We start from the raw sequence: 21,514 nt of genomic DNA, 5'->3' as shown, positions 1-21,514 counted from the left end.
AAAGCAAAAAATGCAACCAAGTGAGGAAACTTGGTTATAGGATAAACGAAAAATTCAAAACTAACATGAAATCATTTATTTTAACTTTGTCTGTATGGCTATTTGCCTATACATTTTCTCCTGTGAAAGCACAGGAGTTGGCTTCTCCCAATGGAAAAGTAGTTCTTTCCTTCTCTCTTACTAAAGAAGGTACTCCTTCTTATAAGATTAGCTATAAGAACAAATCTGTAATCAAGGAAAGCACTTTAGGTTTTCTCTTGAAAAAGGGGGAATCTCTCAACGCTCATTTTAAGGTAGTTGATAGTAAAAGAACTACTTTCAAGGAAACATGGCGCCCCGTATGGGGGGAGGAAAGTGATATCCTCAATCACTACAATGAGTTATGTGTCTTTTTGGAGCAAACCACTACTCACAGAAAGATGAATCTACGCTTTCGTGTATACAATGAAGGAGTTGGTTTCCGCTATGAATTTCCTGAGCAAAAGGAGCTCACCTACTTTGTGATCGCAGAGGAACTAAGTCAGTTTGCCATGACAGGTGACCATACCGCCTGGTGGATTCCAGGAGATTACGATACCCAAGAGTATGACTATACCCAGAGTAAGCTCTCGCAGATACGTAGCTTTATGCCTCAGGCAGTGATTAAGAATGTATGTCAGACACCCTTCTCCCCTACTGGAGTGCAGACATCACTTATGCTCAAGAGCCAAGATGGTTTGTATATCAACCTACATGAGGCCGCCCTAGTGAATTATCCTTGTATGAACCTGAAATTAGACGAGCAACACCTAATCTTCCAATCACATCTTACTCCTGATGCTAAGGGAGATAAGGGGCATCTATACACGCCCTGTCATACCCCTTGGCGCACTATAATGGTCAGTGATGATGCTCGTGAGATCTTAGCCTCCCGCCTTATCCTGAACCTCAATGACCCTTGTGCACTCTCCGACACTTCTTGGATAAAACCTGTTAAATATATAGGGGTATGGTGGGAAATGATTACAGGTAAGTCTTCTTGGGCTTATACCAATGACTTCCCTACTGTTGATTTAGACAAGGTGAATTACACCAAAGCCTGTCCCAATGGCACCCATGCTGCTAATAATGAGAAAGTACGTCGCTATATTGACTTTGCTTCCCAACATGGGTTTGACCAAGTCCTCGTAGAAGGCTGGAATATAGGTTGGGAGGATTGGTTTGACAATTCCAAGGATTATGTCTTTGACTTTGTGACTCCGTATCCTGACTTCGACCTCAAAGGGCTCAATGCCTATGCTCATAGTAAAGGGGTAAAACTGATGATGCACCATGAAACCTCAGCTTCTTTACGCAACTACGAACGTCACATGGAAAAAGCCTATCAACTCATGAATGATTATGGATATAATTCTGTAAAAAGTGGCTATGTAGGTAGTATCATCCCTCGTGGAGAATACCATTATGGACAATGGGCAGTGAATCACTACCTTTATGCCATCAAAGAAGCTGCCAAACATAAAATAATGGTCAATGCTCATGAGGCTATACGTCCTACAGGGCTATGCCGTACTTACCCTAACCTCATAGGCAACGAATCCGCTCGTGGTACAGAGTATGAAGCTTTAGAAACTATAAAGCCTTTCCATACAACTATCCTTCCTTTTACTCGTCTGCAAGGAGGCCCTATGGATTATACTCCTGGTATCTTTGAAACAGATATCTCCAAGGTAAATCCTCAGAACCCTCATAAGCTCAGTAGCACTTTGGCTAAGCAATTAGGCTTATATGTAACCATGTATAGTCCCTTACAGATGGCCGCAGATCTTCCTGAAAACTATGAGAAATTCTTAGATGCTTTCGAGTTTATTAAAAAAGTACCTGTAGATTGGCAGAAAAGTCTTTATTTAGAAGCCGAGCCAGGACAATATATTACCATCGCTCGTAAGGATAAGCATAGTAATAATTGGTTTGTGGGCAACACTAGTAATGAGAATGGACATACTTCCATAATTTCTTTAGATTTCTTGGACAAAGGACATGTATATGAGGCTACGATCTATGCAGATGCTCCTGAGGCTGACTTCCAAAACAATGCCAAAGCCTATACAATCACTAAGAAAAAAGTCAATGCTAAAACTAAGCTAACCCTAAAAGCCGCTCGTGGTGGAGGATATGCAATAATGATCAATTATTAAAGATTAAAAATTAATGATCAATGATTAATGGCGATACTAACAAAAGTATCTATTAATCATTGATCATTATTTTAAACTCTCTTACTCTTCATTTTTTACTCTAATAAGGAGTTCTTTGAGAGCTTTGAGATCGTCGAGGGTGACTAATTGTTGTTTGTACTCCTTGAAGTGAGGAATCCCCTTGAAGTAGTTGCTGTAATGACGGCGTGTCTCAAGGATACCTAAGCGCTCTCCCTTCCACTCTACTGCCCAGAGTAGGTGCTGTAGGGCTGCTTCAGCTCTTTCGGATAATGTAGGAGGGGGTAATAGCTCCCTTGTAGCCATGTAGTGCTTGATCTCTTGGAAAATCCAAGGATAGCCTATAGCGGCACGACCTATCATGATGCCATCTACTCCATATCGTTCCTTGTACTCTAGGGCTTTCTCGGGAGAATCTATATCCCCATTACCAAAAATAGGAATATGGATACGAGGGTTGTTCTTCACCTTGGCTATATACGACCAGTCGGAATGACCTTTGTACATCTGTACACGGGTACGGGCATGAATGGAGAGAGCTTGTATGCCCACATCCTGTAGGCGCTCGGCTACCTCTTCTATGTTAATTGTCTCACTATCCCAACCCAATCGCGTTTTGACTGTTACAGGAAGGTGAGTGCTCTTCACTACCGCTTGCGTAAGGCGAACCATAAGGTCTATGTCCTTGAGTACTGCAGCTCCAGCACCCTTGGCTACTACTTTCTTGACTGGACAGCCAAAATTAATATCCACTACATCAGGGGAAACAGTCTCCACTATACGAGCCGAAAGTGCCATTGCTTCCTCATCACCACCAAATATTTGTATACCCACTGGGCGCTCATCATCGAAGATATCGAGTTTTTTGCGGCTTTTTATTGCATCGCGAATTAGTCCCTCGGAAGAGATAAACTCACTATAAAGCATATCCGCCCCATACTTTTTACACAATCGGCGAAAAGGAGGATCACTTACATCTTCCATAGGAGCCAAAAGTAAGGGAAATTCCCCTAAGGTAACATTACCTATCTTTACCATATATCGTTATAATTCTATATCGAACATTTTAGCCAAGTAGCGAGCTACCCCGTCTTCCTTGTGGTGATGGGTAGTATCATTGGCTACAGCTTTTACCTCGTCACGGGCATTGGCTACAGCTACCCCCAGACCAACGGACTGAAGCATTTCTTGGTCATTATAATTATCTCCAAAAGCAATAGCATCCCCTAGGGTTATTCCCTTTTGGTGAGCTAAGAAAGCCTCTATACCTGTGAGCTTGGAAACACCCTGTAGAGTGATTTCTATATAGGTGTTCTTTGCTCTATAGAGCTGGAGTTGTCCTGTCATTTCCCTTTGCAGTGCCTGCCACATCGCCTCTACCAACTCCTCTTCTCCCATGAGCATAAGCTTGTGAGCACCTTTGTTCTGGGAACTCCATAAGGAAAGTACCTCTTGGTTAGTTTTCACCACAGGGGTGGTACAGGTATTGCGCTCTTCACGCTGTGCCCACTGATCGGCTTTGGGAACATACCACTCATTAAAATGATAGAAACTGATATGTAAATTCCCTCCTGTATATTGCTGGTTGAGCGCCACAATCTGCTGACAGAGAGAAAAAGGAATTTCTGTAGAGCGAAGTACTTTCCTATCTTTATCTATAACTAAGGCACCATTGTAGGCAATCAAGGGCATGCCCAAGATACCTGCTTTCTCTTGTAAATAATGCATCTGTATAGGCATACGTGAGGATATCAGCACTATAGGAAACTGATACTTCAGGTGAGAGAGTACCTTAATGGTTTTCTCCGAGAGAGTCCGCTCAGCATCCAGCAGGGTACCATCTATATCCGAAAAGAGAATTTTATAAGCCATAACCTGATTGATTTGTATACTATTAATATTTCTCCAACATATCCACCTCCGCAGCTTCGAGCAGGAAGTTGTGCATTTTATAGTTTTCTATAAAAGGAGGCAGGTTTTGGCTTCCAGGACCATACATAGCCAGTTCTGTATAATCAGAAGAGTGATCCATACTTATCCAGCCTACTGAAGTATGTTTCTTCTGTATCTCAGCTAAAAGACGATAAGGGAGTTTCTTGTAGTTGTAGAGTCCATCTTCTTGCTTACCTTCGGTATAGAAAGAGAGGATTTCCTTGGCTTCTTCCTGAGAAAAAGGAATATTTCCAAAATTATGTGTAAGCAAGTCTCTCACTTGTGATACTGAGTCTGTCAGGTTGATACTCTGCAGAGTAAAGTCATTGGTATGGAGGAAATGAGCCAAATTGTCAAAGTTCTTATTACATTCTTTTCCGTAGATAAGCCCAGGATTAGCGTTGCCATGATCGGAGGTAATAACAACCAAAGTGTTGCCATCTTTTTTGGCAAAGTCTATTGCTACACGTACGGCATCATCGAAAGCTAATTGGTCAAAGAGCAAAGCACCTATATCATTGCCATGAGCAGCCCAGTCTACCTTCCCGCCTTCTACTTGTAGTACAAAACCTTGTTTGTGGTCTGCCATCATATCAATGGCCTTTTGAGTCATTTGTGCTAAGGTAGGTATGGTTGCATTCTTCGTTGTGTTATTTTCATCAAGGGTATAGGGCAAAGCGTCTTTGTCAAACACTCCAAGTAGGGGAACATTCTTAGGAGCGGCATTCATTTGGCTTACATTTTTTACTACAGTAAAGCCTTTTTCCACATATTTGGCATACATATCTTGTTTGTCCTTGCGCTTTTCTGCATTGAAATAGTTATCTCCACCTCCCATCATGACATCAAAGCGAAGATCAAGGTAATTTTCTGCTATTTTAGGCTGTGCTTTTCGCTCTTTGCTATTGGTACAGAAGCCTGCGGGAGTGGCATGGGTGATAGGTACAGTAGTTACACAGCCTACTTTCTTGCCTGCTTTTTTGAATTTTTGTAAGATAGGAGTATATTGTTCTCCATTAACCCCTACATTAATCATTCCATTGATGATACGGTGTCCAGATCCCCATGAGGAGCTGGCTGCTGAAGAGTCCGTAACTACAGAACTGGCAGACTGCATATCCATAGAGGCTTTCACTGCCAATTTCTGTTCATAAAGGCTAAACCAAGCACTACTACGCCCTAAAATACGCTTAGAATATAGATCGGCCATTACTAAGGTACCAATACTCATTCCATCACTAACCAAGTAAATGATGTTTTTGGCTCTTTTACGACCAAAAGACTCAGAAGCTTGAGCTTGTGCCACAGAAGGAACCAATAGGGATCCTAAGCCTGCTAAAAGAGAGTTCTTTAAAAAATTTCTTCTTTCCATTGTAATATTTTTAAGTTTTGAATTTGTTAAGTTTTCGGTTTTTAGAGATTAGTATTTTGTCTAACCCCAGACAGCTTAATCGTAAAAGAGGCTCCTTTTCCTACTTCAGAGCTAAGAGTTATCTCTCCAGCATGAGCACTAACAATATGCTTGACCATGGCCAGACCAAGCCCAGAGCCAGCTGTATTCTTAGTGGTAAACTTAGGTTCGAAAATACGTTCCTGAAGTTCTATAGGCACCCCTGAACCATTGTCCTTGACTACAATATAGGCATAATTTCCTTCGGTGAAGGAAGTTACTTCTATCAAAGGAGTAGGAGTGCTATCGGTAGCATAAAGTGCATTCTTGAGTAAATTGGTAAGCATGCGATTCATCTGGTTCCTGTCCACACAGAGTTCAATAGTCTCTTGCGAGCTCTCAAATTGGATATAAGGTAGGTCAAAGACCGCTATAGTACGACGAATAATTGCGTTGATGTCGGATAGCTCCTTCTTCTGAGCTGGCATAGATACAAAAGAGGAAAACGCATCAGATATATCCGAAAGAGTATCAATGTGCTGTAGAAGCATCTGGGTAAAATTGGCCACTTTTTCCCTACATTGAGGATCCTCAGGAGTGAATCTGCGCTCAAAGTTCTGCACACTCAGTCGCATTGGGGTAAGTGGGTTCTTTATTTCATGAGCGATTTGTTTGGCCATGTCCTTCCACATCTTCTCGCGCTCTATCTTAGCCAAGGCTTTCTTACTCTTCTCTATCTCATCCACCATTTCATTATAGGAAAAGATCAATTCTCCTATCTCAGTAGTGGTATTCTTCACATTTATTTTTTCATTCTTCCCTAAGAAATGAGTGGTTCTTAGCCTATGTTGTATCTCCTTGAGTGAGCGGGTGATATAACGAGAAATGACCAAAGCAACTACTATTGTGAGTAATAATATGGCTCCATAGGCACTTCCTAAGTTATACAATGAGTCCTGAAGAAACCCTTCGTTAAAGGTATCATTCTCAAAATGAGGAATATGTACAATAAGCAAAGGCTTATATTGTAGATTATTGACATACGAATAAGAATATTGATAGCTTCCCCCCTCCTCTGGAGCTTGGAAGACCAAGCGCTTATCCACAGATGAGGATAAGGCAGTGAGGATACTATCAGGAATACAATGTAGTTCCTTATTTTCTCTTAGTCCTGCTTGAGAGCTGATCAGGAATGTACCATTGATGGTATATAGATTGAAATTGATATTCTCTATATCGGCAATACGATATATTTCTTCTCTGAAAATTACTGGGATATACTTATCTTCCAAGGGAAAAGTAGTCTGAGAAAATACATATCGCAGTTGCATAGCCAATTGTTGTTCCTTACGTAATAAGCGCTCATTGTGATATATGCGCGACTGATTGCGATATTGGTAGATAGTTACTATCGCTATGGTGATAAAGGATAGTATTGTAATACCAATAAGGCTCACAAAAATACGAAATCTTAAGGAATGAAAAGCACTCAATTTTAATGATTAAATATTATAAGAAATCCTAACTACTGCTCATTGTTCACTGGCAACTGCTTACCGCTTACTATTCTCAGACAACTGTTCACTGAAATAAAGCGCAAATGTACAAAAAAATAGTGATAATCAATCAATTTTATTCCAATCTTTTCTAAAATGTTAATTAATTATTAATCATTCTTTCATTAGTCTTTATTTTGTATTTTTGCAAGCGATTAACACATCACGAATGATTACTGTAAAAAGAGTTGATAATACCAAGGGAATGCTTGACTTTGTGAAGTTCCCTTTTTTCTTATATAAAGATAGTAAAACTTGGGTACCTCCTTTGATTTCAGAGGAGTTGGCTACCTTTGACCCTAAAAAAAATCCTGCTTTTGAGAATTGTGAAGCCACTTTTTTCTTGGCTTATAACGAAAAAGGAACTATAGTAGGGCGTATTGCTGTCATTATTAATCATTATGAAATCAATCGAGGAGTACGCAAAGTACGTTTTGGATGGTTGGACATGATTGATGATCTGAAGGTTACTGATGCCTTGCTAAAAAAAGCTTTGGACAAAGCACACGAACTGGGACTTTTGTATGTAGAAGGTCCTATGGGCTTTTCTAATATGGATAAGGTAGGGATACAAACTTTTGGTTTCGAACATATCGGAGGTATGGCTACTTGGACTAACTATCCCTACTATGCACAACATTTAGAAAAACTTGGTTGGGTCAAGGAAAAAGGTTATATAGAGTCCTTTTTCTACCTTAAAGATGTTGATTTCGAACCTTATAAAAAGGCAGGTGATGTAGTAGAGCGCCGCTATGGCCTTAGCTATGCTCCTATCAAGACCAATAAGGACATTCTCCCTTATGTAGATGAAATGTTCAATCTTTTCAATACTTCTTATGCAAATCTTTCCTCCTTTATCCCTGTATCAGATAAGCAAAAGGAATACTTTAAGAAAAAATATATCCCTTTTGTCTTGCCTGAATTTATTAAATTCATTTTAGACAAAGAGGGAAAGATTATTTGCTTTGCCATCATGATTCCATCTTTCTCAGAGGCGCTACAGAAGGCCAAAGGAAAACTATTCCCCTTTGGGTTCTATCACCTATGGAAAGCTCGAAGAAACCCCAAAGTATTGGAGTTCTACCTCATAGGGATCAGTCCTGAATATCAGTCCAAAGGTATCCCTGCTATGCTCTTTAGGGATTGCTATCTGCTCTTCAAAGAGAAAGGAGTTGAGCAGTGTATCATCACTCCCGAGTTGGAGGATAATATCCTAGTACAGAAGCTATGGAAAAACTTCAACCCAACCACTTTCTCCCGTAGAGCTACTTACAAAAAAACTATTGAGTAGGAGGTGTCCCCTCAGCCCAATTGAGCAATAAACGCTTTACCTTGGCCGTATCAGGAATACTCTCTATAGTATAGGTGTCGTCCAGAGCGGGCAAGAGTTCTTTTTGATCAAATGCAAAATAGAGATTGCTCCCCTTTGGCATAACAATAACTGTGGAGAGTAGTTGCTCAAAATCAAATTCCTTGTACACTTTCTTTATATCCCCAAAAGTACTATTGAGAGATATCCCCTCCTTAGTAGTATAGCGATCGTCCAAGACTTGTACTCCCTGTATATACTGAGTGCTTCCATCCAAAGGAATATTGGGTGTTAGCTCCAAAAGTTGCTTTTTCTCCTTACCTCGCTCATAGATAAGGAAACGCTCCTCACTGATATAGCGAAACTCTCCTTCCAAAGAGGTTTTTACCAAGGAATCCTTCTGATAGAGGGAATCCAACTGGGTTATTTTTGTCCCGCGGGTAAGTAGCCCTACACTACTATCCGTGATAAGGAATTTTTTATCAACTTGGGAGCATCCTACCAATAAAGAAGTTATACCTGCCAAAAAAAAAGCAGGGGGGAATATATGTTTTTTCAGTTTCATTACATTTCTATTTTTTCATTAGCTTGCTAAGAACTCCAAATACCCCACGTACAAAGGTTGCACTGGTGAGCATCTTTATAATAGGATTTTGTGCGGTACTCTTTTTGGGAGCAGAAGAAGTCTTGGGAGCAGCAGTACTTTTGGTCTCAGTTTTCTTAGGTGCTTCTTCCTTAGGAGCTTCATTGGCAATCTTAGCATTGAGTATCTCATAGGCACTTTCTCGGTCTATGACTTCGTTGTATTTTGTCTTGAGAGCGGATTTGTCTAAAAGAGCTTTGATCTCGGTATCTGTAAGAATATCCATACGGCTCATAGGGGTACGCATCATAGTAGCTACCAAAGGGGTAGGGCGTCCCTTACTGTCCAGAGCGGTAACAAAAGCCTCTCCTGTACCTAAGGAAGTGAGGTATTCTGGAACATTGTAAAAGCTGGTCTCAGGGTAGTTCTGTGCGGTGAGTTTGATGGCTTGACGGTCTTTGGCTGTAAAGGCACGCAAAGCATGTTGTATCTTGAGTCCCAGCTGGGAGAGTACTGCATCAGGAACATCGGTAGGAGTCTGAGTACAGAAGATCAGTCCCACTCCCTTGGAGCGTATGAGCTTGACAATATTCTCCAATTGGTTGAGCAAGGCTTTGGAGGCTTGGTTGAATATCAAGTGGGCTTCATCTATGAAAATGACCAACTTAGGTTTCTCCTGGTCTCCTATCTCAGGAAAGGTGTTGTATATCTCAGCCAAGAGACAGAGCATGAAGGTAGAGAACATCTTAGGACGATCCTGTATGTCGGTAAGGCGGATGATATTGACCACTCCCCTACCCTTTTCATCAGTGTGGAGGAGGTCTTCGGTTTCAAAACTTCTTTCTCCAAAGAAGAGTTCAGCTCCTTGGTTCTCCAGCTCTACAATCTTGCGCAAAATAGCACTGGTGGAAGAAGCGGCTACACGTCCGTACTCTGATTCGAACTCACTTTTGCCCTCTTCGGTAGCGTATTGTAGTACTTTCTTGAGGTCTTTGAGGTCTAAAAGAGGATATTGGTGGTCATCACAATACTTGAATACTACAGCCAGTACCCCTTCTTGTACATCGGATAGGTCTAAGATACGAGAGAGCAATACGGATCCAAACTCAGAGACAGTGGCACGCATACGCACTCCATCTTGTTTGGATATGGTCAGAAGCTCCACGGGGAATGCCTCTGGTGTATAAGGTAGGTTCATCTGAGCGTGACGCTCTTTGATAAAAGATTTTTCTTCTCCTATGGCTGCAATTCCACTGAGGTCACCCTTGAGATCCATCAGAAGGGTAGGTACTCCCTCTTTGGAGAGATTCTCGGTGAGGGCTTGTAAGGTCTTGGTTTTCCCTGTTCCCGTTGCTCCTGCAATAAGCCCATGACGGTTAAGATTTTTCAAGGGAATATTGACAAACAAATTAGCAATGGCCTTGCCTTCATACATAGCACCACCCAAGGTGATATATTTTCCAGAAACGGTATATCCCGCCTCTATCACTTCTTTGAATTTCTCTATACTCATATTTCTCTATTTTTCTTCTAAAAGACACTATAAAAATTTATTGGGTGCAAATATACTTCTTTTTAAGCAAAAAACAGGGGATTAACGAAAATTTATTAACTGAAAAAGCCCTCTCCAAAGAAAAGTGAAAAAAGAAGAATTATCCTCTTTGCCAATCTTGATTTTTTGAGATAAAAAATTCGTATCTTTGCGCGGAATTAGTATACCCAACAAAGTATGTTAGAAGATAAAAACACCCATAGAACAGACCTCTCTCAGCTAGGAGAGTTTGGCTTGATAGACCTACTTACTCGTGATTTCCCGCTTCATAATCCCTCTTCGCTCAAGGGAATAGGTGATGATGCAGCAGTGATAGACTTCGGGGAGGAAAAGGCAGTTGTTTCCACCGATTTGCTTATCGAAGGCGTACACTTCAACTTAGCTTATATGCCTCTAAAGCACTTGGGGTACAAGGCTATCATGGTTAATCTCTCAGACATCTGTGCGATGAATGCCCTTCCTACGCAGGTGACTGTCTCCTTGGCTGTTTCTAACCGTTTTCCGGTAGAGGCCTTGGAGGAGCTCTACGAAGGCATACGCCTAGCCTGTGATATCTATAAGGTAGACCTTGTAGGGGGCGATACAACCTCTTCCACTCGTGGGCTTATCCTCTCGGTTACAGCTATAGGCAAGGCTCCCTTAGAGAAAATTGTCTACCGAAATGGCGCCAAAGAGAATGATCTTATTGTCGTTACGGGCGACTTAGGAGCAGCTTATATGGGGCTTCAGATACTTGAAAGAGAAAATGAGGTTTTCAAGGTAAACCCAAACCTTCAACCCGACTTAGAGCCTTATCAATACCTTATCGAGCGACAGCTCAAGCCTGAAGCACGTAAGGATATTATCTCCTTACTCGAAGCCTTAGAGGTACGTCCTACCTCCATGATGGATATCAGCGATGGCTTATCCTCTGAATTATTACATATATGTAAGCAATCCCATGTAGGATGTCGCCTAATGGAGGACAAAATCCCCTTGGATCCTACCCTAATCAATGTATGTGAGGAATTTGCCCTAAGTAGTACCATGGTAGCCCTCAGCGGAGGTGAGGACTATGAACTATTGATGACTATTGCTCCGGCTGATTACGATAAGATTAAAGGAAATCCAAACCTCACAGTCATTGGATATATCACCGATGAGAGTTTAGGGTGCAACCTCATCACCCGTGCCAATGAGGCGATCCCCCTAAAAGCACGTGGCTGGAATGCTTTTTAACAAAAATATATTGCTATTTCTGGGAGAATTTATTTTTTTTCCGTACATTTGCCACCGAAATTTTTATCAAACTAAGCTTATGAGAATTCTTTGTAGCCTACTATTCTCACTCACCTTGGTAAGCCCTCTTATGGCACAAGATAGTGATACGCTAACAACCCGTTACAAGGTACTTTCCAAAGGAAATATCTTTATTACGGGGAACAATATTTTGAGCCGTCAGGAAGGAAAAAACAATCCTAATACTCCCTTCAACGATCTGGTGGGAGGTGTCAAGCTCAACGATAGCCAGAATATGCAATATATTGATATTGATAAAGATAAAAAAACATTTTCCTCCAGTAGTGCAGAGGTATCCCTACCTAAGAACAGTAGAATCCTCTTTGCAGGGCTCTACTGGGCAGCTACCTATCCTTTTGAATTGGGAGAGAGCAGTGGAGGCAAGATCGTAGTGAAGGATGACAAACGTGAATCGGTAGACGAAGTACTTCTAAAGCTCCCTAAGGAAAAGTATGTTCCTATAAAAGGGGAATTTGTCTTTGATGGTAGTACTGATTCCCGCTATATGGGCAAGAATGCTCCCTATGTAATGTTTGCCGATGTGACCAAACTCCTACAAGATGCTAAGCGCAAAGATGGAGAATATACTGTAGCTAATGTAAGAGCTGCTGGAGGTGCTATAGAAGGAGGTTCTTGTGGAGGATGGACTTTGGTGATTGCTTATGAAAACCCTCAGGAACCCTTGCGAAAAATAGATATCAAAGATGGTTTCCTCTCAGTAAAAGGAAGTAAAAATATTAGCTTTACCAACTATAAAATTCCTTCTGTGAAAGAGGCCTTCCCTCGCTTAGTAGGTGGCGTACTCGATGCGGATTTCAATCAAGGAGAAAACAAGTTGGGTATCTTCTCTGAAAAAGTAGGCTTCTATGCAGAAACCAAAACCCGAAGTGTAAAGAACTTCTTCAATAGCTCTATCACTTATTTGGAAGACTATGTCAAGGAAAGAAAACCTAATAGTAAGAATACCTTAGGCTTTGACATCTTCTCTATTGTGGTACCTAACTATGACTTTGAAGTCTTTCCTGTAGGTAATGAGTACTTAAGGGTTAACTTCTCCTCTACTACAGATACTTATTATGCTTTTCTTTTAGGATTGGCGATAAATACCGAAGAAAATACCACCCTTCGCGATGCCGAAGTAGATAAGCTTTTAGGAAAAAAACCAGCAATAAAACCACAAACAGCTGTCACAGGACAAGCTACAATCACTCCTCAGGGACAAGTGGCTGCCACCCAAGGAAAAACAACTACTACACCTATTCAAAGTGGACAAAATGTGACCACTCCTCAAGGGCAAGTGGCTGCTACCCAAGGAAAAACAACTACTACACCTGTTCAAGGTGGGCAGAATACGACCACTTCACAAGGACAAGTGGCTGCTACACAACCTACTGCTGGAGTACCCGACAATGTGCGTAAGATCAATGCAGAGAATGTCAAAAAAGGATTCTACCTAATTCTAGGAGTATACTCAAACAAGCAAAATGCAGATAAGTATATATTCGGATTACGCCAGAAAGGTATGCGTGCAGAAGGCTCCTTCCTATATCCGGCTAAGAACCTCCACTATGCCTATGCGGCCTATGTAACAGACTATGAAACGGCACTAAAGAAACAGCGTGAAATCAATAGTGCGAAAAGCCAAAACCCTGAATTGCAGAAGGTGAAAGACGTGTGGATTCTTATTGTGGAATAACGTACTGTTACTTAATTACTTACAAATAAATAATTTTTCGCAAAAAAAATTAGTGATAATGACTACTATGTGATAAATATTTATTATTTTTGTAGTCGCAAGAATTGGATATAAAATGATAAATCTTTTTCGTAAAAAAGAAGACAAATTTTCCTATATAGAAAAGGGCGAAGGCACTCCTATCATCCTCTTACATGGGCTAATGGGAGCATTGAGCAACTTTGAGAGTACCATTGATTTTTTCTCAAAAAAATACAAAGTGGTGGCTCCCGAGTTGCCTATCTATGATCTTCCTTTGCTCTCCAGTACTGTAAAGAGTCTGACCAATTGGTTGGCGCGCTTTATCTCCTACAAAGGATTTGACCAAGTAATTCTCTTGGGAAATTCCTTAGGAGGACACATAGGTCTGCTCTATACCAAGCTTCATCCGAAAAAGGTGAAAGCACTCATCCTTACTGGAAGTTCTGGGTTGTACGAAAGTGCTATGGGGGATAGCTACCCCAAGCGTGGTAGTTATGAGTTCATCGAAAAGAAATGTCAAGATGTATTCTATGACCCTAAGACTGCAACCAAGGAATTGGTTGATGAAGTCTTTGCAATAGTCAATGACCGTACTAAAGTTATCAAGACCCTTGCTATTGCCAAGAGTGCTATCCGCCATAATATGGCCAAGGACTTACCTAAGATGACCCTGCCAGTTTGTCTTATCTGGGGAAAGAACGACCCTGTAACTCCTCCGAGAGTAGCTGAGGAATTCAATGAGTTGTTCCCTAATGCTACTCTGTACTGGATAGATAAGTGTGGGCATGCCCCTATGATGGAACATCCAGAAGAGTTCAACAAAACACTAAATAACTGGCTCACAGACAAAGACTTGTAGCATGGAAATCAAACAAGCCGCATTTGTAGTAAGTAATACTCAGGTAGCTAAGTGCCCCACGCACAAGCTACCTGAATACGCTTTTATTGGTCGCTCCAATGTAGGAAAATCTTCCTTAATCAATATGCTAACCAATCACAAAGGATTGGCCAAAACCTCCTCAAAACCAGGGAAAACACAGCTGATCAACCATTTCCTTATCAACAAAGAATGGTACTTGGTAGACCTACCTGGCTATGGCTATGCGAAAGTATCCAAGCAATCCAAAAAAACCTTCCAACAGTTTATTACCGACTATTTCAAAAAGCGTCGAGAGCTTGTCAATGCCTTTGTCTTGGTGGATATACGTCACGAGCCTCAGAAAATAGATTTAGAGTTCATGCAGTGGCTGGGTGAGAATGCCATTCCCTTTGCCATTGTCTTTACCAAAGCCGATAAGCTTACTGAAAAACAAATTCAAGAGCATGTAACTTCTTATAGTGAAATCCTCCTACAGCAATGGGAGGAAATGCCCCCTTATTTTATCACTTCTTCAGAAAATAGACTGGGAAAGGAAGACCTCCTCTCCTATATAGAAACTATTAACCAATCCCTGAAAGCCTAATTCTGTTATGTCCTTTCCTATTCCTATTATAGAAACACAAAGTAAAGATGCTATTCGCCTTTTTCAAGAGGAAAAACTTCGAGAACTCTTGCAATATTTGAAAGAAAAATCCCCTTATTACCAGCGTCTATTTCGAGAAAACAACATAGATATCACACAAATACAGCATCTGGAAGACCTTCAGAGATTGCCTACAACCTCCAAGGATGACCTTCAGCGCTATAATGATGACTTTCTCTGTGTACCTAAGGAAGCAATAGTAGACTATGCCTCTACCTCAGGTACCTTGGGCAAGCCTGTTACCTTTGGGCTTACTGATAGAGACTTAGAACGCTTGGCATATAACGAAGCAATTTCCCTCTCCTGTGCAGGTATTTCTCAGGGCGATGTAGTACAGCTGATGACCACTATAGATCGTCGCTTTATGGCAGGCTTAGCTTATTTCTTAGGAATACGCCACTTAGGAGCAAGTATTGTACGTATAGGAGCAGGTATCCCAGAACTACAATGGGACTCTATCCTATCCTATCACCCAACCTACCTCATTGCAGTACCTTCCTTCTTGCTCAAGCTCATAGAATATGCCGAGAAAAATGACATAGACTACCGCCATTCATCAGTGAAAGGTGTGGTGTGTATAGGAGAGACCCTTCGTCAGCAGGATTTCTCACCTAACCTACTGACTGATAAGATTATGGAAAAATGGCCTGAACTTAGGCTATACTCCACCTATGCCTCTACTGAGATGAGTACCACCTTTACCGAGTGTGATGCTCAGCAGGGGGGGCATCATCATCCGGAGTTGATCATTACTGAGGTATTGGACGATGAGGGGAATCCCCTCCCCTATGGGCAATTGGGAGAGCTAACCATTACCACCCTTGGAGTAGAGGGAATGCCTCTGTTGCGTTTCCGTACTGGAGATATGGTGACCCTGTATGATACTCCTTGTTCATGTGGAAGAAATACCCTCAGGGTAAGCCCTGTGGTGGGGAGAAAACAGCAGATGATCAAGTACAAAGGAACTACCCTATATCCACCAGCACTGATGGACTTACTTACCGAATTTGCTCAGGTAGAGAACTATATTATAGAAATTAGTAGCAATGAGATCCTTACTGATGAGATTCTGATCAAGATAGGCACTTGTGAACCCTCTGAAGCACTAAAAGAAGAAATCGCCAATCACTTTCGCGCTAAAATGCGAGTAGTCCCCAAGATAGAGTTTTACCCTGTGGATACTATAGAACAACAACTCTACCCCAAGGGCAGTCGTAAACCCGTAAAATTCATTGACCGAAGAGGGGAATAGTGAACAGAGGGCAATGAACCCTACATTGGCGTGAGCTTGTAGCTCGTGGCTACTATTCTCTTTTCCCTGTTATTTAATTAAAAAGTAATGTTAAAAATCAGAGATTTTATTTTTAAAAATGTAACTTTGTGTCCTTATTCCAAAACGTATCATTTATGAATTCCCACAATCCAAAAATTATCAGTGAAGGGCTTACCTATGATGATGTATTGCTCGTTCCCCACTACTCAGAAGTGCTTCCCCGCGAAGTCTCTATTCAATCTTTTTTTAGTAGAAATATTCCGCTGAATGTACCTATTGTCTCTGCCGCAATGGATACGGTTACAGAATCAGCAATGGCTATAGCTATTGCTCGTGAAGGAGGCATAGGTGTGTTACACAAGAACATGACTATAGAGGAACAAGCGCTACAAGTAAGAAAGGTAAAACGCGCTGAAAGTGGTATGATCATAGATCCAGTGACCCTCTCTCTTTCCTCTACAGTAGGTGATGCTAAGCACTGTATGAAAGAACACAGTATAGGAGGGATTCCTATTGTAGATGAACAAGGAATTCTCAAAGGGATTGTCACCAATCGTGACTTACGATTTGAACGTGATAATACTCGCCCCATCACTCAAGTGATGACCTATGAGAACCTTATCACAGCTCCTGAAGGAATTTCCATGAAGGATGCAGAGAAGATACTAGAAAACAATAAAATAGAAAAACTTCCTGTTGTCAATAAAGATAACAAACTTGTAGGACTGATTACCTTCCGCGATATAGCGAACCTACAAAGCAAATCCATTTCCAACAAAGACAACATCGGTCGCCTACGTGTGGCTGCTGCCCTTGGAGTAACTGCCGATGCGGTAGAGCGTGCAGAAGCTCTTGTACATGCAGGTGTAGATGCTGTAGTGATAGATACTGCACATGGACATACTCGTGGTGTAGTTACTGTACTTAAGAAAGTTAAAGAACAGTTCCCTCAACTGGATGTGGTAGTAGGAAATATTGCCACAGCAGAAGCGGCTCTTTATTTAGCTAAGGCAGGAGCTGATGCTGTAAAAGTAGGTATAGGCCCTGGCTCTATCTGTACTACACGGGTAGTAGCGGGAGTTGGTTATCCTCAGCTTTCTGCCGTGATGCAAGTAGCAGCAGCACTTAAGCAACAAAATATTTCTATTCCAGTGATTGCAGATGGAGGTATCCGATACACAGGAGATATTGTAAAAGCTATAGCGGCAGGAGCTGATTGCGTTATGCTCGGTTCCCTACTGGCAGGTATCAAGGAGTCCCCAGGGGAAACGATCATCTTCGAAGGAAGAAAATTCAAGTCCTACCGTGGTATGGGATCTGTGGAAGCCATGCAGCATGGTAGCAAGGATCGTTATTTCCAAGATGTAGAAGACGATATCAAGAAGCTTGTCCCAGAGGGCATCGTAGGGCGTGTACCCTATAAGGGAGAGCTACAAGAAAGCATGCACCAGTTTATCGGAGGCTTACGCGCTGGTATGGGCTATTGTGGTGCTAAGGACATCGCCACGCTCAAGGAGACGGGTAAGTTTGTCCGTATCACCGCCAGTGGTATTGCAGAGAGCCACCCACACAATGTAACTATCACCAAAGAAGCTCCAAATTATTCAAGATAATGAGCAATGAGCAATGATAAAAAAAGCGAGATTTCTCTTATGATCTCGCTTTCTTTGTTACTTAAAAATCCACTTAGATTTCGGCAATAAATAAATATTATTGCCGAAATCTAACTATTTTTAATAGATTCTTTTTTTCTTAAAGTAATTTTTTAAAGACTTCTAAATCATTAGGAACAAACTCAATAGGCAGTTTCTCAATAGAAGTAGTATCAAGGTTGTTTAGAGATACTTCTTCAACAGCAATGGGTGAGATAGCAATATTCAAATGCTCAAACACTTTTTTTTACAAGTTTAGAATCATATTCTTCTTGTAGTTCTTTGTATAGTTTATCTTGCAAATGAGAAAGCTGTTCTTCCACATACTCTTGAATTTCATTTATAACTTTACTTTCTTATATTTTCTCTAATTGTTTTTATAAAAAAGATGTGTATGTGCTATATAGCACAATTCGTTCCATTGTTCTATAGTGTTCTATTAAATTAAGGCATTGCTTTTAATTTACTTCCTGTTACTACTAGTTGATGAGTGTTAGGGTCATACTCCTTTATATCTGTAGCAGTTTTCCATTGTGCATTAGCTTTATAAGCATTCAAAGCACTTGCAGGAACATAAAAATTTTGAATATCACTTTTTCCAAAAGAATCATTTCTTCTTGAACTAAGAAGAGTAGGAGGAATAGTAGCTTCTATGTAAACATTCTTAATATCTGTATTCTGGAATACGAGATATCCTATCGAAGTAATATTTTTAGTAAAATGAATTTCTTCTAAAACTGTACAATTTCTAAATGCAGAATGACCTATAGTAGTTATTTTTTCTGTAAATTTAATAGTAGTTAAATCTCTACATCCTCGAAATGCCTCATTTCCTATTTTGGTAATATTAGCTAATTCTGGAATATTTGTCATATCGATAGTTGTGACATTTTTATTTCTCCACTCTAGTAAGGTAGTTGCATCATCACTTATTAAAAAATCCACTTTTTGAGCAATATTGTTACTTCCTATCAAAGAAATTCCACTTCCCCAGCCATTCTCTGTTTTAGGTCCATAGAGATTCTTATTCTGCGTATCAATATACCAATCTCCTATATTTCCTTGTGTAGTAGGAGCTACAGTTCCAGATAGTATTTTACTACCAGCTTGTCCTTGAGTACCTTTAAAGGATATAGGATTTCCCCAGCCTTCTATAGTTTTTGCTCCATACAAATTCATAGCATTTTTATCAAGATAATAATCTCCTATACTTCCAAGAGAAGTATTGGGAGCACCTTCACCTGAAAGAATTTGACTACCTTTTTGAACTTCTACACGTTCAATTACTTTTTCGGTTTCTTTTCCACAACTGCTAATAGTGAGCAGTCCTATTATAGCCATTGCTATTACAATTTTTTTCATCTTATAAAAATTTTAATCTTCTTCCCTACTCTATTACAGGCTTTTCGGGTTTTCGCCTTATATAAACACAGCCCTTTGGACAGCTGTTTTATTTCTGAGTGCAAAGATAGAGTGCTGGGTAGTCAAGCTACGACCGACTTGTTATTTTAACATAACAAAAAAGCAAACCTACTCATGAAAAAATTTTGTAAGCAGGCTTGCTTTTCTCAAATATTTTTATATACGAATTGCTTAAACTAAGACATAATAAGAGCTTGCATTGCGTTTAACTCTTAAATATTCATAATTTCATTATCTTATTTGCTACGGCAAAGATAGCAAAAATTATGATAGTACACCAACTTTATTTGTTAAATTTTTAAATTATTTTTTTACTGTTTTCTTTGCAACAGTCTTAGAGGCTTTGGCGGGCGCTTTCTTGGCAGTGGGCGCCTTCTTAGTAGCAGGGGTCTTCTTAGGCTTTTCCTTAGTGGCCAAGAGGCTTTGGGCTTCGGCTAAGGTAAAGGCTTCTATATTCGTATCCTTGCTGAGCTCTACTTTGGTCTTTCCTTTAAGGAGGTGGTAGCGCCCCCAGCGGGCTTTTTCTATATGTATACCTTCCTCTGGCCATTCCTTAACTACTTTCTCGGATTCTTTCTTGAGTTTCTCTTCTATCAAAAAGATGATATCACTCTGGGAGAGATGCTCAAAATCGTACTTCTTACTTACGCTAATGAACATATTGTTCCACTTGATAAAAGGGCCAAAACGACCTGTTCCCTTGGTAACTTCCTTACCATCGTATACGGAGATGGGGGCATCAGCTTTCTGTTTTTGGTCGATAACCTCCTTAGCCTCGTCAAAGGTTATGGAAAAGACATCCAAGGACTTATCCAAGGAAATAAAGACATCACCAAAGCGGATATAAGGGCCAAAGCGGCCTATGTTGGATTCTACTTCCTTACCCTGATATACGCCCAACTTACGGGGGAGTTCGAAGAGCTTCATAGCTTCCTCGAAGGTGATACTATCAATGGTCTGGTGAGGCAAGAGGCTAGCAAAGCGTGGTTTTTCCTCATCCTCCACAGTACCAATCTGCACCATGGCACCATAGCGACCAAGGCGTACACTCACAGGCTTACCAGTGGCAGGATCGGTACCTAAGATACGCTCTCCGGTCTCGCGCACTGCATTTTGCTCTACATGGGCTACCGTAGGATGAAAAGTATCGTAAAAACGGCCAACCATTTTTGCCCAGTCTTCTTTGCCTGAGGCGATATCATCGAACTCTTCTTCGACTTTAGCAGTAAAATTATAATCCACAATGGTAGCAAAGTGGGTGATCAAAAAGTCATTGACGATCATACCTATATCGGTAGGAATGAGTTTACCCTTATCAGCACCTACATTCTCTGTGAGTTTCTTTTCCTTGATTTCATTTTTGATCAAGGAGAGCTGTAAGTAAGGACGGCTTTCGCCCTCCAAGCTACTACGCTCTACATAGCCTCGGTTCTGTATAGTGGAGATGGTAGCCGCATAGGTAGAAGGACGGCCAATACCCAGCTCTTCCAACTTCTTGACCAAGGAGGCTTCTGTATAGCGGAAGGGCGGACGGGTAAAGCGCTGGGTAGCTGTAATATGTTTGCTCGTGAGGGACTCCCCTACTTTCATAGCAGGTAGCATGCCTTCGTCTTCCTCTTCTTCGTCGTCCTTACCCTCGAGATATACCTTAAGGAATCCGTCAAATACGATCACCTCGCCACTACCTATAAAAGGCTCTGTGTGGGTAGAAGCATTGACCTTCACCTGAGTACGTTCCAGAGAGGCATCACTCATCTGGGAGGCAATGGTACGCTTCCATATTAGTTCGTATAGGCGTACTTGATCAGCTTCTGCTCTTACGGTATGAGCGGCCATATCGGTAGGGCGGATAGCCTCATGGGCTTCCTGAGCCCCCTTGGAGTGGGAGGTATATTGGCGGGTCTTACTGTAAGCCTCTCCATAAGACTTGACAATCTCCTGCTTGGCAGCAGAGAGTGCCTCAGGAGATAGGTTTACACTATCGGTACGCATATAGGTGATAAGCCCTGATTCGTAAAGGCGTTGTGCCAGTTGCATGGTTTTGGATACAGAGAAGTGGAGCTTGCGGGCGGCTTCCTGCTGTAGGGTAGAGGTAGTAAAGGGGGGGGCTGGAGATTTCTTAGCAGGCTTGG

16 protein-coding genes are annotated in these 21,514 nt (G+C 41.1%); 8 read left to right on the top strand and 8 right to left on the bottom strand.

What is annotated here, in order from left to right:
- Positions 1-65: 65 nt before the first annotated feature.
- Positions 66-2,177, top strand: coding sequence for a glycoside hydrolase family 97 protein (locus CAPGI0001_RS10495; RefSeq protein ID WP_002669736.1), 2,112 nt, complete (start codon positions 66-68; stop codon positions 2,175-2,177).
- Positions 2,178-2,258: 81 nt separating this feature from the next.
- On the opposite strand, the gene dusB is transcribed toward CAPGI0001_RS10495, so the two are convergent.
- From dusB to CAPGI0001_RS10475, 4 genes are read right to left on the bottom strand one after another with little or no spacing between them, the layout of a single operon-like run.
- Positions 2,259-3,233, bottom strand: a complete 975-nt coding sequence (dusB, locus tag CAPGI0001_RS10490; RefSeq protein WP_002669722.1) for a tRNA dihydrouridine synthase DusB — start codon at positions 3,231-3,233, stop codon at positions 2,259-2,261.
- Positions 3,234-3,239: 6 nt separating this feature from the next.
- Positions 3,240-4,067 carry a Cof-type HAD-IIB family hydrolase gene (locus CAPGI0001_RS10485; RefSeq protein ID WP_002669715.1) on the bottom strand — a complete coding sequence of 276 codons (828 nt, stop codon included), beginning with the start codon at positions 4,065-4,067 and terminating at the stop codon, positions 3,240-3,242.
- Between the two features lie 22 nt (positions 4,068-4,089).
- Complete coding sequence (locus tag CAPGI0001_RS10480; protein ID WP_002669714.1) at positions 4,090-5,499, bottom strand: alkaline phosphatase; 1,410 nt, start codon at positions 5,497-5,499, stop codon at positions 4,090-4,092.
- A gap of 41 nt (positions 5,500-5,540) precedes the next feature.
- Entirely contained in the window at positions 5,541-7,010 is a 1,470-nt protein-coding gene (locus tag CAPGI0001_RS10475; protein ID WP_040360265.1) for a sensor histidine kinase, read from the bottom strand.
- A gap of 232 nt (positions 7,011-7,242) precedes the next feature.
- Here CAPGI0001_RS10475 and CAPGI0001_RS10470 point away from each other — a divergent pair, with 232 nt between their 5' ends.
- Complete coding sequence (locus CAPGI0001_RS10470; protein WP_002669735.1) at positions 7,243-8,364, top strand: N-acetyltransferase; 1,122 nt, start codon at positions 7,243-7,245, stop codon at positions 8,362-8,364.
- Here the strand turns inward: CAPGI0001_RS10470 and CAPGI0001_RS13105 are convergent.
- Positions 8,354-8,947: a hypothetical protein gene (locus CAPGI0001_RS13105; protein WP_002669729.1), complete on the bottom strand. Its 594-nt coding sequence runs from the start codon at positions 8,945-8,947 to the stop codon at positions 8,354-8,356. The genes CAPGI0001_RS10470 and CAPGI0001_RS13105 overlap by 11 nt on opposite strands.
- Before the next feature lie 7 nt (positions 8,948-8,954).
- Positions 8,955-10,478: a helicase HerA-like domain-containing protein gene (locus CAPGI0001_RS10460; RefSeq protein ID WP_002669742.1), complete on the bottom strand. Its 1,524-nt coding sequence runs from the start codon at positions 10,476-10,478 to the stop codon at positions 8,955-8,957.
- Positions 10,479-10,694: 216 nt separating this feature from the next.
- Here CAPGI0001_RS10460 and thiL point away from each other — a divergent pair, with 216 nt between their 5' ends.
- From thiL to guaB, 6 genes are all read left to right on the top strand, one after another.
- Positions 10,695-11,735, top strand: a complete 1,041-nt coding sequence (gene thiL, locus CAPGI0001_RS10455) for a thiamine-phosphate kinase (RefSeq protein WP_002669740.1) — start codon at positions 10,695-10,697, stop codon at positions 11,733-11,735.
- Between the two features lie 79 nt (positions 11,736-11,814).
- Positions 11,815-13,491 (top strand): SPOR domain-containing protein, encoded by a 1,677-nt coding sequence (locus CAPGI0001_RS10450; protein ID WP_002669738.1) that lies wholly within the window; start codon positions 11,815-11,817, stop codon positions 13,489-13,491.
- A 115-nt stretch (positions 13,492-13,606) separates the two neighbouring features.
- Positions 13,607-14,371, top strand: a complete 765-nt coding sequence (locus CAPGI0001_RS10445) for an alpha/beta fold hydrolase (protein ID WP_002669731.1) — start codon at positions 13,607-13,609, stop codon at positions 14,369-14,371.
- A 1-nt stretch (position 14,372) separates the two neighbouring features.
- On the top strand, positions 14,373-14,975 hold the full coding sequence (yihA, locus tag CAPGI0001_RS10440) for a ribosome biogenesis GTP-binding protein YihA/YsxC (protein ID WP_002669716.1): 603 nt from the start codon (positions 14,373-14,375) through the stop codon (positions 14,973-14,975).
- A gap of 7 nt (positions 14,976-14,982) precedes the next feature.
- The gene (gene flxY, locus CAPGI0001_RS10435) at positions 14,983-16,287 is read left to right on the top strand and encodes a flexirubin biosynthesis putative acyl-CoA ligase FlxY (protein ID WP_002669746.1); all 1,305 of its coding nucleotides are present in this window, start codon (positions 14,983-14,985) and stop codon (positions 16,285-16,287) included.
- 155 nt (positions 16,288-16,442) lie between these two features.
- The gene (guaB, locus tag CAPGI0001_RS10430) at positions 16,443-17,921 is read left to right on the top strand and encodes an IMP dehydrogenase (protein WP_002669737.1); all 1,479 of its coding nucleotides are present in this window, start codon (positions 16,443-16,445) and stop codon (positions 17,919-17,921) included.
- Positions 17,922-18,404: 483 nt separating this feature from the next.
- Here guaB and CAPGI0001_RS10425 read toward each other — a convergent pair whose 3' ends face one another.
- Together CAPGI0001_RS10425 and CAPGI0001_RS10420 are read right to left on the bottom strand one after the other, a co-directional pair.
- Positions 18,405-19,322: a leucine-rich repeat domain-containing protein gene (locus tag CAPGI0001_RS10425; protein WP_002669721.1), complete on the bottom strand. Its 918-nt coding sequence runs from the start codon at positions 19,320-19,322 to the stop codon at positions 18,405-18,407.
- Between the two features lie 363 nt (positions 19,323-19,685).
- Positions 19,686-21,514 (bottom strand): DNA topoisomerase (locus CAPGI0001_RS10420; protein WP_002669720.1); only part of this gene is annotated, 1,829 nt, incomplete at its 5' end.

This window comes from Capnocytophaga gingivalis ATCC 33624 (assembly GCF_000174755.1).
GTDB classification, from domain to species: domain Bacteria; phylum Bacteroidota; class Bacteroidia; order Flavobacteriales; family Flavobacteriaceae; genus Capnocytophaga; species Capnocytophaga gingivalis.
The sequence above is the reverse complement of the archived record's forward strand: the minus strand, read 5'-3'. Positions and strand labels throughout refer to the sequence as shown.